The sequence below is a fragment of the Bradyrhizobium murdochi genome, from assembly GCF_000472965.1.
Lineage (GTDB): Bacteria > Pseudomonadota > Alphaproteobacteria > Rhizobiales > Xanthobacteraceae > Bradyrhizobium > Bradyrhizobium murdochi.
The window spans coordinates 13,218-30,058 of the sequence record NZ_AXAU01000035.1 but is presented as its reverse complement, the minus strand read 5'-3'; the positions used below and the strand labels follow the sequence as shown (position 1 = coordinate 30,058).

Below are 16,841 nucleotides of genomic sequence, written 5' to 3'. Positions count from 1 at the left end.
GCTAACTCCGGCCTCGCTTCTAAAGTTAGCTCAACTCAAAAGGTATGCCTAAACTCTGCCCAACACCTCTTTGTCTCGATGTGGAGTCGAAGCTTTGGAGAAATCTCATGTCGACACAGATTTCGGCGAAATCCGTTGGATGGGAGCATTATCAGACGCTTGGTGAACACTACGACAAGGAACGACCCGGATATCCCATCAGAGTAGTTCATGAGATTGCGTGGCGGGCTTTGTCTTTGCCTCACTCCTCCCGCCGAGTAGTCGACGTAGGCTGCGGGACGGGTATCTTCACGCGAATGTTGGCCGATGCTCTTGATCGCTCGTTTGAAGTCCGTGGTCTAGAGCCAAGTCCGAAGATGATTGAACGGGGAATTGAAGCGACAAAGACGCTTCGGCCAATTCGCTTCGTCCAATCTCCGGCGGAGACACTTCCGTTCAGCGATCGAACCATCGGGGTAATAACGGCCGCTGGTGCCGCACAACTCTTCAACCGGCTACTTTTCTACGCAGAAGCGCACCGCGTCCTGGTAGATAATGGTCTTCTCGCGATATTGCAGAATAAGCGCCGGCATGAGAGCGGCTTCTTCCAATCATTCGAGCTATTCCTCGAGAAGTTCGTTCCCGGCTATCGAACAGGCACCTACGCGGATGCTCGGGGCGCACATTCGCCCGCCAACTTCGAGGCTGAGCTTGCCTCAGACGATCGATTTTCGAACGTGATGGTCCAGAGATACGACTGGCCAAGAACGTTTACTATCGAGAGCTTTGAGGCGTTCGCCTTGTCAACAATCCAACTCAAAATGGCGATAACAGCGCACGGCAATGACATAACCATGAAAGAGTTACGGTCGATCCTGTCCGAGCACTGTGACGCTGCTGGCAGTATCAATGTGACCTACAGCACCGAACTGACAACTGCAGTGCGGACCGTGCAGTAATTAGTCCTATAGGTGAGGTGGAAACACCATGCAGCCGTCAAGAATCTGGTCGGAACTCGACTTTCAGAAGGAAGGCAAGGCCACCGGCTATCTCCGTGTGCCGATCTCAAGTAATGCCTCAGCATACGGATGGATCCCAGTTCCCATTGCCAGCATCAAAAATGGATCGGGCCCTCGGGTATTGTTGATTGCGGGTAGCCACGGCGATGAGTGGGAAGGCCAGATCATGCTCATAAAGCTGATCCAGTCCCTACAGGCACAGGATGTTACGGGGCATTTGATAATCCTACCCGGGGCGAATGCGCCAGCGGTTGAAGCTGGCCAAAGAGTCTCTCCTTTGGATGGCGGAAACCTGACTCGCAGCTTTCCGGGGGATCCGAATGGGACCCCGACGATGATGATCGCCCATTTCATCGAAACGGTCCTGTTGCCGGGCTGCGATCTGGTTTGTGATTTTCATTCGGGAGGCAGTTCGCTGGAATACCTGCCATCTACTGTGATTATTGCTCCGAAGTCCGCTTCACATCTCCGCCAAGGTCTAGCTCTCCTTCGAATTTTCGGCTTACCTGTTGGGTTCGCAACAGATGCATCCACAGGCGGCGATCGCAGCTTGACCGGTGCTTGCGATCGGCTTGGGAGCGTCCCTTGTCTTTCGACCGAGCTGGGCGGTGGGGGCACCGCTTCACGCACTCTGCTACGCGCTGCAGAGGATGGTCTTGCGCGCGTTTTGCATCATATCGGTGTCCTGAACGCTGCTCCGAAGGAGCCCAATTCTTGTTCGACCCAACTCCTCTATCGCGTTCGACCAAACGACTTCGTTTACTCCCCTGCAAAGGGCCTATTCGAGCCCTTTGTAAATCTCGGAGATACCGTCAGCGATGGTCAGGAGGCGGGGCGCATTCACTTTACCGAAGAGCCTTGGCGGAAGCCTGTCACAGTTCACTTTGGGGTGGGTGGCATTATTTTGTGCCGGCGTTTTCTGGCGCGAGCAAACCTTGGTGATTGTCTGTTTAATGTTGGGACAATATGGACCCCGGAATAGCACAATTGACCTGGCAGCCATGACTTCAAGCCCTCAATTTCATTCGTTGGGCGATCAACTTGGGTCCAACGGGAAGCACCGCCGTGGCTGGATCTACGACGCGTTGGGCGTTCAACCGATCATCAATTGCGCTGGAACGAGGTCGAGCTTTGGCGGCAGCAATCCGATGCCGATAGTGGAGCAAGCCATGAAAGCTGCCGGCGAAGCTTTCGTCGACATGGATGAACTCGCCGAAGGGGTCGGTAGATACATCGCTCAGCTCACTGGGGCGGAATGGGGCGTCGTTACGGCCGGCAGCGTCGCGGCGCTTGCGCTGGCAACCGCCGCATGCATTGCCGGCAACGAACCGATTGCAATGACCCGGTTGCCCAAATCCGACGGTTTGAAAAACCGGGTCCTAATTCCGCGTGCGCATCGGTTCCCCTACGACTCAGTCATAGGCGCTGTCGGGGCCGAACTTATTCCGTTCGATAGTCTTGAAGACCTCACCGCGCTGGCTGAATCAGCTTGCATGATCTGTTTGCTCGGAAGGGCGGAGAGCGCTGACAGCGAGATATCCTTGGAGGCGATACGTGAACGCGTTGGGCATATCCCGATTGTGGTGGATGCAGCTGGACTGTCCCCCGGCAAGCCTGACCCCTGGTTGTCACGGGGCGCAACATTAGCTATCTACTCAGGGGGAAAATATCTGCGCGGCCCACAATCAACCGGCCTGTTGATCGGGTCAGAACAACTGGCGCGGGCGGCCTGGGCGAATGGTCCACCCCACCTTTCGTTTGGCCGCGCGATGAAAGTCGGCAAAGAGGAGATTGTAGGCGCGGTCGTTGCCCTCGAGGCTTGGCTTACTCCGTCTTTACGTACGAAAGATGAAAACCAATGGCTTCAGCTCTTAAGGACGATCGCGTCAAACCTTTCTCCCGATCTGTTCCGTGTTTCAATGCAGCCATCAACTTGGTCGGTCCTCACGCCACGCCTGAGGGTTCATTGGGTTGACGAGCGGATATTCGCGGACGAAATCATTGCCCGGATGCTCCGCGATTTTCGGATTCAACTTCCGGACTTTTGCTCAGGCGAGAACGTTGTCCTTATTGATCCTTTCAACATTCTCGATGATGAGCAGGCCCGCCTAGTTGCTCGATCACTCAATACCCTACTGAGAGAGCTGCAATCTGAGATTGAGAACGCCCCTGACGGTCCAAACGTTAACGAATTTTTCTCGGGACTCTGGAGTAGTGTTATGAATTTCGCCGGTCGGGTGGAAGAGCATGCCATGGAGCTAATGCAAGAGGGGGCTACCATTTCGGGTCACTACCGAGGCAATGTCTTTGACGGTTCGATAACTGGATTTGCCATAGGCAATGAACTTTGCCTCGTTGCAAAGCACCAAGCTGACCAAATAGAAGTCTATTATTGCTTTGAAGGCCGGCTCCGCGAGGGCGTCATTGCAGGGCTTGCTCGCTTAGGAGCCGCGACACCGGAGCTGCGAAGTCCGTCTCTTTGTAAGCAGTTCGGAAATGCGGCGTGGACCGCAAGGAGCCGGTCGAAGCCGCAGCGCTCAGCCTGAATGGGCTGCCGGAGGGCTACCTCGTCCATGTGCTGGGCAACCCGGCGCGGACCTATCGTGGACCCCTTGCGAAACAATCCGGCGCGGCACATTCGGTGCATGCGGCGGCGCCGGGACAATGGTTTATCGTCGGGATGCGCCGCTAGATCCGGGATAGTGGCCCCCCCAAACAAAGTCCCCATACGCCGTTCCTGCCTTCCTGCCGCATGCGTTTTGACGAAGCCGTTCCATTGAATGCTCAGACACGAGAGGCCTCCACTGAGTCCGCTTTTTTCGTACTCTTTTCCCGGGTATCGCCACTGCACTCGCTAGGCGCTTCCTTGATGTCGATGATTAGATTGAGATAGCTGTCGACCTCGACAGTGCTGCCAGGGCCGATGACTGTCGTGGACTCGCGCTCTTCCACGACGGCAGGCCCCTCGAACCTGCTTCCTGCGCGCAGACGATAGCGATCAAAAACATTCGTTGTCACAAAGCCGACCTCGGGGAAATAGACGCTTCTGGAGCCCTTTAGAGGTCCGCCTTCGGCGCCTTGGGATCTCGAGAACCTGAGGGGCACGTCGGGGGCGGGACCTATGGCCGAGAGCCGCCACGTCAGCGCTTCGATCGGCACCCCGGGAATGCTGCGTCCAAAGCGCCGTTCATAGGCAGCCCCGAACCGCTGCGCTAGTTCTTCCCGCGCACCGGCATCTAACGATCCATTGGGAATTTCGACTGGTATCTCGAATCCCTGACCTAGATAGCGCATATCTACACTGCGCCGGAGGATGACGGCTTCAGATGAAATGCCGGCCTTTGCGAGAAATTGTCCGGCCTCTTGCTCCATCGCCTTCAGCAACTCATCGACGCGTTGCCAATCGAGGTCCGCAAGGCGCCCGCCATGGCTTTTTGCGAGATCGATTGCCGGCGCTGCGACCAGAAAGCCCAGCGCGGATATCACGCCAGCGCCAAGTGGAACGATCAGCCGTCTCAGTCCGAGCAGCTGAGCCAAGGAATGCGCATGCACTGGTCCGGCTCCGCCGAACGCCAGCATGGCGTATTGACGGGGATCGCGCCCTTTCTCCGCGATATACATCCGTGTTGCCGCCGCCATGTTTTCATCAACGATCCGGCGAATTCCAATCGCAGCCTTGACAACATCGATGCCCAGGGGCCCGGCGACATGCTCCTGGAGCGCGCGCCGCACCACTGCCATGTCCAGCTCCATTTCTCCGCCAAGGAAGTAGGTGGGCGAGAGGTACCCGAGGATTAGGTCCGCGTCGGTCACCGTTGGCCGGCTGCCGCCACGTCCATAGCACACCGGCCCCGGCTCGGACCCCGCGCTCTGAGGACCGACCTTGAGCAGGCCCATCTGATCGATCCGCGCAATTGATCCACCTCCGGCTCCAATTTCGATCAAGTCAATCACTGGTATCTTCAGTGGCAGCCCGGATCCCTTCTGGAAACGGCTCACTCTGGCAGCCTCGAACTGGTTTGATCGTTCCGGTTGGCCACCCTCTATCAGGCACATCTTGGCGGTCGTGCCGCCCATGTCGAACGAAATCAGATCCGGTGTTTTAGTTATCCGGCTATACAAGGTAGCAGCAGTTGCACCCGCGGCGGGCCCTGATTCGATGAGGTGGATAGGGTGCGATTGCGCCGCATCGACGGTTGTGAGGCCGCCTCCGGACAGCATTACATAAAGCGCCCCACGAAAACCTGTGCGACGCAGCTTGTCGTCGAGACGCGTCAGGTAGCGGTTCATCATTGGTTGAACGTAGGCGTTGGCGCATGCAGTGTTGCCTCGTTCATACTCGCGTATCTCCGGAGCGATCTCGTGCGAAAGTGTAATGGGTACTCCCGGTAGTTCGGACTGTAGAATCTCCCGAGCATGCCATTCATGTGTCCCGTTTGCGTAGCTGTGGAGGAAGCAAACGGCGACCGCTTCAACACCCTCAGCCCTGAGTTGCCGCGCGGCAGCACGAACGTCGGCCTCAGCGAGTTCTATGAGAATGTCGCCCACAGCGTTGATTCGCTCGCCAAGCTCATGGCGAAAGCGTCGTGCGACCAGCGGTTCCGGCCGGCGCAGAAACAAATCGTGACGATCGTGGCGAATTTCCTTGCCGAGTTCAAGTGAGTCACGGAAACCTCGTGTGGTCAGAAGACCAATCTTGGCACCATTTCTTTCGATTATCGTATTTGTGACAAGCGTCGTACCGTGCACGATATCATTTACGTCCTCGATCGCGCAGCCGGACTCCTGCAGAAGTCGCTCGACGCCTTCGAAAATCGCTCGACTTGGGTCCGCATGCGTCGTCAGGCGTTTGCCTAGAAAAATCTTGCCGCTCGAACCATCAATGAGAACGACATCAGTGAACGTACCGCCTACATCGACCCCTATCCTGACGACGCGGTTTCCTGCTGCCAGTTTGCTCACTTCCCCATCCCTTCCAATTGTGCTCCATAGTCGCGCTGCAATCCGGAGGCTGTCACGTAACCGTCCATTAGATCGCGAAGCATGTCCTCGCGCCTGCGCTTTGAAGGATCTCCAAAGCCCCCAGCTCCCGCGTACCGTAAGATCAGTTTCTGTCCTGGCGAGAGCAGACTGCGCGATTTCGGATGCGGCTTCGATCCATCGCTCAAATGGATCGCGACCGGTGCTCCGGCCTTTCCCTCGATGAGGCCCTCGGGTGGGTTCTTCTGTCGGTCGGCCATGAGCGAAAGCTGAACATCCCGATCGGAAACCACCTCGACCTCAATCTCTTGCCCCAGGCCCCCTCGGAACTGTCCAGCTCCTCCGGAGTCCGGAACAAGCTCCTTGCGCCAGACGATCAGCGGCGCTGCCGCCTCGAATGCCTCGATGCTTCCCGAACCGGTATTGGTCGGAAACGGCGTGCAAGAATGGCCGTCAGATGATGCGCTTGCTCCCATTCCGCCGCTCCCAAACAGGACTTGCGAGAAGCGGTTTCCACAGCGATCGGTACCACTGTAGACACTGCGCAAGGTTGGCGCCGTCCCAGACTCAGCGATGACCTTCTCCGGTACGATCTGCGCCAGACACTTGTAGATCGCTCCGGCAAGGAGGTGACCAGTGAGCTGTCGCGCATTGCAAGCTGCGGGCTGAATGGGATTGAGGATGCTTCCTTCGGGGGCTGTGACTGTGATCGATCGGTACGACCCTTCATTGCGCGGAGTGGTTGGATCAAGAGCGCATTTCAGCGGATAAACCGAGAGCGCGTAGGTGAAATTCATCACAGAGTTCAGCCCGCGCCCGATCTGCTTTGAGCTACCGGTATAGTCCACGTGAAGCTTCGAACCAACGACCGTGACGGCACAGACGATCCGCGTCTCCTCGTCATCGTAGCCGTCGGCGACCAGAACTGAGCTATATGTACCGTCCGGGATCGCCTCGATGGCGAACCTCATCGCCTTGTCAGCGCGATCCTGCAGTGCTGCCGATAGGTCGGTCAGATCTTGAAGGCCTGAGGCCTCGAGAAATTCGCCAAGCTTGCGTGCGCAAACCGCGTGCGCGGTCACTTGCGCATAGACATCACCCAGCACCTGCTCTGGCACCCTCACATTGGCGCGGATAAGGGCGGCAAGGTCTCGATTCTCCCGTCCACCTTCAAGGAACTTGGTTGGGGGGATGCGTATCCCTTCCTCAAACACCTCTTGGCAGTCAGCTGAAAATAGGGCGCCACCGATATCCGGAAGATGCGCAATGGATCCGGAGAATCCGACCAGTTGTCCATGATGGAAAACGGGCGCAAGCATCGCCAGGTCCAAGAGGTGCCCAGCGGTCATCCACGGATCATTGGTGACTATGCAATCACCCGGCTGCCATTCCTCAATCGGTATCTTGACCAAGCATTGGCTGAGGGTCCTGGGGAGGATGCCGACAAAGGACGGAGTACCGACGTTGGTGTCCGCAATACTAGCGCCGTCGGCGTCCATGAGGACCATCGTGAAATCGTTGGATTCGCGGACAACCGTAGAGAACGCAGTCCGAAGAAGCGCGACGGCCGCCTCATCCACCACCGAGACAAGTCGGTTCCAAAGAATTTCGAGTTCGATTGGATCGAAGTCGCTGTGGACTTTCATGATGAACTCCCGGTGCAATTGAGTGTGCCGAAGAAGGCTTCAAGACGTTGCACCTCGTCACGAAGCTCAATGAGGTGAGCCACGGTTGCTCTCGCACCACGGGCGCCGAGAAAGAAGAAATGCCCGCCCGGCAGATGTCTGGTCAGACGTCGCGGTGCGTCGAGAACGCAGGCGCGCAAACGTACCCAGTCATGAGTAGGGAGTTGCGATGATGCCAACTTGGGCATGACCGTGTGCAGCAGGCCCTTGACCGTGATGCCTCCCCAGATCGCCTCATCCGCCAAAGCGTGTCGATAGTCCCGCGCATCCAGCGGAACGATTGCCGCGCATATCGGATAGTCGTCACCCGAAAAGACACGTGCCGCGCGAAGCGCACGAGAAAGGTCTTGCGGCTGTTCGCCTTCGAAATAAGGGTCGAGCTCGGGTCCCCACAATCCCGGGGGCGCATTCGTGCGATAAAGATTCCGGAAGGCTTCAGGCTCGATGATGCTGCGCCCTTCCAGTCCTGCGATCGCGAAAAGTTCTTCCAGCCAGCGCTCATCCCTCGTGGAACCATCCCGCTTTCCAGCCGAAAGATTCCAAAGCCCATTGGACAGAAGGCTCTCGGGTGGCGTCAACCCGCCGTCGATCCGCGGGAATGGCGGCGTTGCGCAGAAGGAGACGAAGCATTCAAGCGCGTGACCGCGAAGGCGCAGCGCGCGGCTCAGGGCAAAAACCAGCTTGCCGCCCATGCTCCAACCACAGGCGATAATCGGACGCTTGCCGCCTTCGCCCACCGTCTCTGTTACAAGTTCTGCGAGCGCCGATGCCCATTCCTCTAGTTTGAGGTCCGGCTTAGGTGCCGCGAACACGGGATGATCGCCGGGATAGGTTGCGGTGAGCAGCCCCCAACCTCGTTTGTCGAGCCAGTAGTCGAGGAAATCGCTCGCCTCGCCTTGTGGATGACCGTACGCAATGCGCGCCACGATGCCGCCGCCTGTGAGGAAAAGCACGAGCGGCTTCTTGAGATCTCCCGGTCTGCAATACGCCAAGAGCTGAACGTCTTGGATCTTCAAGCAACGCTCACCTGCGAAAAGAGCGGATCGATCCTGTATAGACTGGTGCTGGGCATTCATGCAGTGCGCCCCAGCGGCGGGTCGATATCCTTGGACGCTGCATCGAGGTATTGCTCCAGGGGAATTCCTGTATGAGTCATTGTTTGTTGCAGCGTCGTTCGAGGAGAGGCGGACCTATTTAAGGCCGGGTCTAGCTTCGACCGAGAGCGAAGACGCAGTTCCGAGCCGATTCGCGCGGGGATCCGGCGACATATGATGCCTTCCGCCGCTGCCGTAACTGGCTCCGCCTCTTTCCAAGGCGCGGTCGGGAAAATTGATCGAGCCGACGATCTGTCCGGCGGTGATCTCCCGCCGACGGGAATGCCTTCCCACCTGTAGGCCGCATCCTCGCCGGATCTGTCGTGCGTAGCCAAAGCTAGACGCACATAGCCGATTACCCTGCCGTTAGAGTCCAAGGCGACGTCAGTCCAGATGTTGCACCGGTTGCCTCGCCTTGGAGGGCTGGTCTTATGCATCGAATGCCCTAACGATGGCATCAAGCCCGCACTCGAACGCCTCACGATCCGGCGCCGTGCCGGTGCCGAACCGGATAGCGTTCGGCGGCTCATCCTTGCCAAAAAAGTAGGTGTCGCTCGCGCTGATCTCCACGCCGCGGGAGCGAACCCGTGCAACGAACTCTGCACGCGGTTGGCTGGCTGGAAGCTTCAACCAGACATGCAACCCCTCCGCTATGGCATTGAACTCGCGGTGCCGCAGCCGCTCCATCACAAGAGCCTGACGAGCCTGTGTTTCTCGGCGTACAGCAGCAATGATCCTGTCGGCAGCATCGTTCTCGATAAGCGCCGTTACAGTGGCGGCGTTGATGGGCGCGCACATCCAATAGGTGGCTCGCACGCCCGGCCAAAACCGAGACTGAGCCGCCTCGGCGGACGGCGCCACCAAGTAGGCGACTTTCAATGCCGCCGCCATGCTTTTTGCTGTACCCAGGATGTACCAGGATATTTCTGGCGCGAACGCCGAAAGCGGTGGTGGGAGATCAAAGGGAAGGAGGCTATATATGTCGTCCTCGATGATTGCGACGCCGTATTTGCGGGAAATCTCCGCAATATTCCGACGGCGATCGACGCTCATGATTGCGGTCGTCGGGTTCTGCAGCGTCGGCAGGGCATAGACGGCGGCAGGACTCTTGATCCTACACGCCGCCTCGTAGGCATCGGGCAGCATACCCTCCTTGTCCATTGGAATGCTGCAAAGGCCTATGCCCAACATGTCCGCGAACTGCCGCATCGTCGGGTAGCTGAGTTCTTCGATCGCCAAGGTCCCTCCCCGGCCAATGAGGCCGGCCATCAGCATGGTGATCGCACCTTGCGTGCCGTTGGTGACTATCAGCTGATCTGGATTAGGCGCGACAGGCAGGCGCCTGCCGACAAAGTGTGCCCCTGCTATCCTGTCACGCCGCTCCCCTCGGAACTGATGCGCCCCGATCAAGTCGTTGGGCGACTGCCTCGATAACACGGTCTGAACTGCTGCGAGATATTCGGCATCAAAGGCATGGGGAACTTTTGGCGGTAGATTGCCGCTCATGTTGAGCAGCGAAAGGGCGGTGGTATGTCTGTCAGCGGAATAGGCTGCAGTTGTTGTTGCCTGGGCGGCCATGATCTATTTCCCGTGGATGGCGTTGTCGCGGATAGCTGGGCTCTAGAGCAGCCTTCGAGTCTGTTCGGCTATTTCAGCCAGTGCTCGTTTCGGTTCTGACCGTTGGGTGACGACCTTACGCATCTCATCCGCCATCATATCTGCGATCTTCACCGTGTTATCGGTTGGAAAAGAAAACTGATCGCCGGTGATGGGGAGCCGCTCCACGACTGAGCGGTGATACGGATTGGCAGCGAAATACTGCTCAAGGAACTTCGGGTCATTCAGGGTGATCATGTTGATGGGCAGATAACCGGTATGCTTGGCTAGGATTGCCTGACCATCGGCACCCGACGCGAAACTGATGAAGTCCCAGACACGCTTCTGGCGCTCTGGATCTTTGGCAAACATGAAGAAGCCGTGACCTGCTCCGACAAGCCGCCCATTGGGATTCGGAACGGGTAATTGGCCCACCTGCAATTCGAATTTGCCTAACGCCGCCTTCGCCACCGAGCTGATGCCACTAGCTGTTCTAATATGCACACCGGTAATTCCGGAATTGAACGCTTGGCGAGCTTGGTCCAGCGTCATATCGAAATTGCTGGTCTGGCCGAACTTGGATAGTATCTCGAGCGTCTGCAGTCCTTCCAGCCCATCAAAAGCAATATGGGTCTGCTGGGGGTTCATCATATGCCCGCCAAGCGTTCCAAGAATGTTCTGAAACATCCACGCGTTTGTAGACGTATACTCGATGTATCCGCCGTTGACGTTTCCGCCGAGGGCGGCCACCTTCTTTCCAATCTCGACAATCTCGTCCCACGATTTCGGCAGTTTAGTGTCCGAAAAGCCCGCCTGTTTTAGAAGGTTCATATTGTAAAAGACGACCGGAATCGTTGTTCCGAACGGCAGCGAATAGTTCTTTCGGTCTACTAGAGTTGCATCGATCAACGGGCGGGAAAGTCCCATCGTCGCAAGCTTTTCGGCGCCCCCGGAAAATTCATCGAGCGGTTGCGAGATTCCGCGCCTGGCAAGTAGCTGGGCATAAGTAAGTGACTGCCACGTAGCATCCGGCAAATCGCCGACGAGCGCGCCACGGAAGGTTTTTTGCAAAAGCGGATCCCAGTTGTCGCCGTTTGCGACGAATTCGACTTGCGTCTCCGGATGCTTGCCGGTGAATTTCTGGCCCAGATCGGCCAGCATCTTCGCATAGCTCGGCGCACCATGGCTGATCGTCAGCTTGATAATGTTGGCGGTGCGGCCGATTGCTGGGATTGCAAATGCCCCGATTGCGGAAGCACCGGTCAGAAGCAGCCTTCTACGTGTGGTGTGCATCGAGTGATCTCCTGAGAGTTTACTTAATCGTACCGACGGTCAGCCCAGGATTGGCTTGTGAGTGCCAGTCCAGGAGGGCTTGTGTTACCAGTGTCAGCTTTCTGCCATTCCGCTTTCAACGTAGCTGGTGTCGCCTACCGCCACCCGTCGAAGAACCTGTCGATAGCTGCCAAGTCGCGCCTCGAAGATTTCGCCACGGATGGTGACCTCTGCAGACGATGCTGGCCGTAGTACCTCACCAAGCACCCGTCCACCCATCGTGGGTGGTGCGTCAACGCCAAGCAGGTGGAGGATCGTCGGCGCCACATCGCAAATGCCCGACGACAAAAAAGATGCGGATCCAATGTTCGGAAAAGCTGATCCCGCGACGATGCCCAATGCGGCGAGTTCCTTCGGATGCAGTCCGCCGTGAAGGCCGAGACCGGCCCGGCGATCATTGTCATAGAAGGTGCCGCCGACAAGGCCGAAGGGGTCGATGGTATCGTCGGCGCGGAAGCAAAAGGCGACATCTGGCGCACGGACATGATCGGCGAAGACGAGACGGTTCGAGAGGCTTCCGGGGGCAATCCCGTTGACCTCGTCCTTCGCACGCGTGAACACTGTCCCGCACCATGACTCGGACGTAATAGTTGCAACCAACCGGGCAACCTTCGCCTCATTCGGATCGGCAAGATAAAGCGCGCCGACCTGGCCCGGCACCACCACCACGTCAACATCTGGAGCAGGCACAACGCCGGGGCTAAAGCCGGCCGCACGCAGGCTATCGGCCACCGAGATGCGCGTATGGCCGGTGATATGGCCGTGATCCGAGATCGCGAAAATCTGAACGCCAGCCTGCCTTCCCTCCGCTTCCCACCAGTCGATCACACGGCCGAACTGTCGGTCGCAATGGGCAATGATGGAGCGCGTCGCCTCCGCCCCGGTGCCGTGGAAATGCGAGGTGACGTCCGGCTCGCCATAGGAAAGGATCGTTACATCGGGACGATATTTCGGCCAGACGACGTCGAGGAAAGCCGAGGTGATCCAGTCTTGTCCGATACGGTCCGGCTCCGTTTTGGGCGGCGCCGGCGTCAATGGACTGGTACGTGCTTCAATCTCGGCGAGCACACCGTCCGGCGTGCAGGCTTCGCGGAAATGGCCGGAGAGGCGCACATGGCCGAAATCCTCAGCCTTATGGTGGAAAAGCCGGGTGGTGCCCGGCGTGTTGGTGGCGAGCACGGCGAGGCTGCAACCGGCTGACGCCAGGATCTCGCCGAGGGAGGGCGCTGAATAGAGGCGCCCCCCGCTTTCGAGGTCGAGGCGGCGCAGGAGAAGCGCGTCGGAAGTGTCGATGTAGCAAGGCGGCATTACGGAGCGGTCGACATATTTGTTGCCGACCATGCCGTGGCGGTCGGTCGTCGCGCCGGTGACGAGGCTCGGGAAGGCTGAGCGGGTCTCGGTCGGATAGACGGTGCGGTGGCTGGCGAGCGTCACACCAGCGGCCTTCAAGCGGCAGAGATTGGGCGTCAGCGTGGGACCGATGAGGTCGGGGCGCAGGCCGTCGAAGCTGACGATGAGGAAGCGAAACTCTTGCTGAAGCATCGGACCTTCCAGAGCGATCGCGTCAGAACGTTCGATTTCAAGAGAGTTCACAGGTACCGTCCCGCGCCAAACGCCTGGAGCGCCCGGGTCTGGGTGATGCCGGCCATCGTCGCTGTTGGTCGGTGTGCCTTCAGGAAGGTTATGGTCGCGGTGCCGACCTCGGTGAACATCTGGGTGGCGCTCGCGATCAGCGCGTTGAAGGCGCTGGTGGCGTAGGAAGACCGCAGATTGATCGGCGACTGCGCGTGCACCGATGATGTTGCTGCCATCAGGATCGGGGCAACAAGAAGCACTTTCAGTGAATTGCGCCGGATAACCAGGTTCATTGGACTTAGGGACACTGGCAATTGATTTTTGAGCTTCTTCACTTGACTGCCCCACCCGTTAGTCCTTCGACGAACCATTTTTGTGCGGCAAGGAATGCAATGAGGAGAGGAAGGACGACGAGGGTTGAGGCGGCCATGAGTGGGCCGTAGTCGTTGCCGGCCTCTTCGTTCTTGAAGGCCATGATGCCGAGTGGGGGCGGCATGAGGGACTGGTCGCGCACGGCGATGAGGGGCCAGAACAGGTCGTTCCAGTGCGAGACGACCGAGAAGATCGAGAACGCGACGACGGCCGGCAGCGCCATTGGCACCATGATCTTCCAGACGATCGCGATTTCGGAGAGCCCGTCGAGCCGCGCGGCGTGGACCACGTCATCAGGAATGGTCTTGAAGAACTGCCGGAACAGGAAGATGCCGAAGGGCGAGACCACATAAGGGAAGACGAGCGCCGCGTAAGTGTTGAGGATGCCGAGCTGATAGCCGAGAATGAAAAGCGGCAGCGAGAGCACCTGATGCGGCAACAGCAGGCCAACGAGCACGAGGCCGAAGAGTAGGTCGCGACCGAGAAAGTGGAGCTTGGCGAGCGCATAGGCGCAAGGGGCGCAGACGAGGATCTGAACGCCGAGGATCAGAACACAGACGACAAGACCATTGCCCATATAGCGCGGCAGCGGCACTTCGGTCATCGCTTTGGTATAGTTCTCAACACCGTAAAATTGCGCAGGCCAGAAGGAGAAGGACGCGCGGAAGATCTCGCCCGGCGGCTTGACCGACAGCGACGCCATCCACACGAAGGGAACGAGAATGAGCGCTCCGGTGGCGAGTAGCACGGCATGTCGAAGAATGGCGGCGGGCGGCGACAGGCGGCTGGTGGAGGTGGTAGCGCTCATTGGTAGTGCACCTTCCTGTCCATGAAGCGGACCTGGACGAGGGTGAGCGTCACGACGATGGCGAGAAAGACGACAGCAACGGCGGCGCCATATCCGGTGCGCAGATATTCGAAGCTCTCCCGATAAAGCGTGTAGAGCAGAACTTCGGAGGCGTGGCCGGGCCCGCCTTGGGTAAGCACTTTCACGGTATCGAAAGACTCGAACGCCCTCAGCGCCACAACGATGACAACGAACATAGAGACCGGCCCGAGCATGGGCAGGGTGACGGTGCGCAGCCGGTCAAGCCAAAGGTCCGCACCATCGACATCGGCGGCATCATATAAATCTTGCGGGATGCCCTTCAGGCCGGCCAGGAACAGCACCATGGCGTAGCCGAGATTCTGCCAAATGCCGATGACGGCCAGCACCGGCAGGGCTGTATTCTCGTCGCGAAGCCAGTTGGCGGTCGGCAAGCCGAGACCAGCGAGCGCCTGGTTAACCAGGCCAATCGTGGGATGCAGCAGCGCCTCCCAGGCGATCGCCATGGCCGTGAGCGTCGCCATGAAGGGCAGAAAGTGCACGGCGCGGTAAAAGGAGCGGCAGGACTTTCCGCTTTCGATCAGCAACGCGATCAGAAGAGCTAGGATGACGGTGCCCGGCACAACGATAAGAACGTAGACCACGGTGTTGAGGAGCGACGCCCTGAAGACCGCATCGGCGAAGACCTGGCGAAAGTTGGCGAGGCCAATGAAGGAAAGCGAACGCGCCCCGAACTGCCAGTCGGTGAGCGCGATAACGAAGACCCCGAGCACCGGCAGGAAGAATAGGACGAGCAGAAAGAAGACTGCCGGCCCTGCCAGCGTCCAGGCCGCCAGCGCTTCCGCAAGGGCACGCCGGCGGGCCGGTGAGGCAGCGGAGGATATTCGAACGCCACGGGTCGCGGACTCCTCCTCGGAGGTGTCGGAAAGAGAAAGAGGCGCGCTCATCAGGCGCCCTCCCGGATCGGCGTGACCGATGCCCGCCCGGATTCCGCTTGCCGGTGCAAACGCCGCCCATCACGAGCAAAGAGAAGGACGCGGTCCGGCCTGACGCCGACATGCAAGGTCTGGCCGGGAGCGATATGAGGCGCCCGTTCGGCCAGCAGTCTTGCGATCAACGGCTGATCGATGCCCGCCAGATCGAGATGGACGAAGAGATCGGAGCCCATGTGTTCGATCATGCGCACGGAACCGGTCAGTACGCCCTGCCCGCCGTGATCGGCGAGATGAAAAGCCTCCGGACGAATGCCGAGGGTGAGATGCGCGCCGGCAGGTGCATCGGCCTCGATCGTGATCGTCGCTCCGGCCACATCGATCAGGCCGCGCTCTCGCACCACGCCCTCAAGCATATTGATCTTGGGCGAACCAATGAATTCGGCGACGCGCCGGTCGTCTGGATCGGCATAGATGTCCTGCGGCGGAGCGACCTGCAGCAACTCGCCGTCGAGCATCACCGCCACCCGGTCCGACAGCGTCATGGCTTCGGCCTGGTCATGGGTGACATAGAGGAAGGTGACCCCGAGCCGCTGGTGCAGTTCCTTGATCTCGGCACGCATCTGCACACGCAGCTTCGCGTCGAGGTTTGACAGCGGTTCGTCCATCAGGAAAACAGCCGGATGGCGCACCATCGCACGGCCGACGGCCACGCGCTGGCGCTGCCCGCCGGAGAGCTGTCCCGGTTTGCGGGCCAGCAGGTGGCCGATGCCGAGGGACTTGGCCGTGCGGGTGACTTCCACGTCGATCTCGGCAGCGATCCGTGCCGTTGCTGGCAGCAGGTGGCCGAGAAGAGGAAGCCTCTGGAAGACTGAGAGCCGGCGCATCCGGAGCGGCAGCGCCATGTTGGAGGCGACCGTCATATGAGGATAGAGCGCATAGGACTGGAATACCATTGCCACGTCCCGCAGCTTCGGCCTGAGGCCTTCCACCGCCCGCCCGCCGATCGAGAGCGAACCTGCATCCTGCGCCTCGAGCCCTGCCAGGATGCGTAGCAGCGTCGACTTCCCACACCCCGATGGCCCCAACAACGTCAGGAACTCACCATCTGCTATCGACAGCGAAACACCTCGCAAGACAGACGCCGTGCCGTAATTCTTTCGAATGCTATCAATCAGTACGGATGCCATCGCCGTTACTTTCACATCGTCATAAAAAATTGCGGAGCACGGCAATGAGATCGTCTATCATTTTCGACTGGTCCGCTGATGTGTAAGAACTTCAAGACCGGTATTGCTACACCCGGATGACATTCATCGAATAATTCGATGCGAACTTCGCAACATGCGATGACGAAGGGTTAGAATGTCGGAAGACAAAGACCCGTCGCTCAATGCGATGCGCGTTCGTGGAGATCGCCCGCGAACAGAGCGTGCCACGCGCTGGGTACA

Annotated in this window: 13 protein-coding genes; 4 read left to right on the top strand and 9 right to left on the bottom strand. The window is 58.8% G+C overall.

The window, feature by feature from the left end:
* Positions 1 to 107: 107 nt before the first annotated feature.
* The 4 genes from YUO_RS0135185 to YUO_RS0135175 all read left to right on the top strand — a co-directional run bounded on the left by YUO_RS0135185 (position 108) and on the right by YUO_RS0135175 (position 3,690).
* Positions 108 to 938 (top strand): class I SAM-dependent methyltransferase, encoded by an 831-nt coding sequence (locus YUO_RS0135185; RefSeq protein WP_198028162.1) that lies wholly within the window; start codon positions 108 to 110, stop codon positions 936 to 938.
* Between the two features lie 28 nt (positions 939 to 966).
* Positions 967 to 1,980 carry a succinylglutamate desuccinylase/aspartoacylase family protein gene (locus YUO_RS45595; RefSeq protein ID WP_083754853.1) on the top strand — a complete coding sequence of 338 codons (1,014 nt, stop codon included), beginning with the start codon at positions 967 to 969 and terminating at the stop codon, positions 1,978 to 1,980.
* Between the two features lie 187 nt (positions 1,981 to 2,167).
* A complete protein-coding gene (locus tag YUO_RS42815) occupies positions 2,168 to 3,544 on the top strand; it encodes a hypothetical protein (RefSeq protein WP_156908904.1) in 1,377 nt (458 codons plus the stop codon).
* The gene (locus tag YUO_RS0135175) at positions 3,502 to 3,690 is read left to right on the top strand and encodes a hypothetical protein (RefSeq protein ID WP_028351387.1); all 189 of its coding nucleotides are present in this window, start codon (positions 3,502 to 3,504) and stop codon (positions 3,688 to 3,690) included. The genes YUO_RS42815 and YUO_RS0135175 overlap by 43 nt, the downstream gene beginning before the upstream one ends.
* A gap of 92 nt (positions 3,691 to 3,782) precedes the next feature.
* Here YUO_RS0135175 and YUO_RS42810 read toward each other — a convergent pair whose 3' ends face one another.
* The 9 genes from YUO_RS42810 to YUO_RS0135125 all read right to left on the bottom strand — a co-directional run bounded on the left by YUO_RS42810 (position 3,783) and on the right by YUO_RS0135125 (position 16,580).
* A complete protein-coding gene (locus tag YUO_RS42810; protein WP_235782934.1) occupies positions 3,783 to 5,960 on the bottom strand; it encodes a hydantoinase/oxoprolinase family protein in 2,178 nt (725 codons plus the stop codon).
* On the bottom strand, positions 5,957 to 7,624 hold the full coding sequence (locus YUO_RS0135165) for a hydantoinase B/oxoprolinase family protein (RefSeq protein ID WP_035728318.1): 1,668 nt from the start codon (positions 7,622 to 7,624) through the stop codon (positions 5,957 to 5,959). Before YUO_RS0135165 ends, YUO_RS42810 begins: the two co-directional genes overlap by 4 nt.
* Positions 7,621 to 8,739, bottom strand: coding sequence for an alpha/beta hydrolase family protein (locus tag YUO_RS0135160; RefSeq protein ID WP_083754851.1), 1,119 nt, complete (start codon positions 8,737 to 8,739; stop codon positions 7,621 to 7,623). Before YUO_RS0135160 ends, YUO_RS0135165 begins: the two co-directional genes overlap by 4 nt.
* Before the next feature lie 447 nt (positions 8,740 to 9,186).
* Positions 9,187 to 10,335 carry an aminotransferase-like domain-containing protein gene (locus tag YUO_RS42805; protein ID WP_051379819.1) on the bottom strand — a complete coding sequence of 383 codons (1,149 nt, stop codon included), beginning with the start codon at positions 10,333 to 10,335 and terminating at the stop codon, positions 9,187 to 9,189.
* Between the two features lie 42 nt (positions 10,336 to 10,377).
* Positions 10,378 to 11,646, bottom strand: a complete 1,269-nt coding sequence (locus YUO_RS0135150) for an extracellular solute-binding protein (protein WP_028351384.1) — start codon at positions 11,644 to 11,646, stop codon at positions 10,378 to 10,380.
* Positions 11,647 to 11,739: 93 nt separating this feature from the next.
* The gene (locus YUO_RS0135145; protein ID WP_235782933.1) at positions 11,740 to 13,608 is read right to left on the bottom strand and encodes an alkaline phosphatase family protein; all 1,869 of its coding nucleotides are present in this window, start codon (positions 13,606 to 13,608) and stop codon (positions 11,740 to 11,742) included.
* Positions 13,592 to 14,440 carry a carbohydrate ABC transporter permease gene (locus YUO_RS0135135; protein WP_051379818.1) on the bottom strand — a complete coding sequence of 283 codons (849 nt, stop codon included), beginning with the start codon at positions 14,438 to 14,440 and terminating at the stop codon, positions 13,592 to 13,594. The genes YUO_RS0135145 and YUO_RS0135135 overlap by 17 nt, the downstream gene beginning before the upstream one ends.
* Entirely contained in the window at positions 14,437 to 15,405 is a 969-nt protein-coding gene (locus YUO_RS0135130) for a carbohydrate ABC transporter permease (RefSeq protein ID WP_028351380.1), read from the bottom strand. Before YUO_RS0135130 ends, YUO_RS0135135 begins: the two co-directional genes overlap by 4 nt.
* Positions 15,405 to 16,580: an ABC transporter ATP-binding protein gene (locus YUO_RS0135125; RefSeq protein WP_028351379.1), complete on the bottom strand. Its 1,176-nt coding sequence runs from the start codon at positions 16,578 to 16,580 to the stop codon at positions 15,405 to 15,407. The genes YUO_RS0135130 and YUO_RS0135125 overlap by 1 nt, the downstream gene beginning before the upstream one ends.
* Between the last annotated feature and the right edge of the window lie 261 nt (positions 16,581 to 16,841).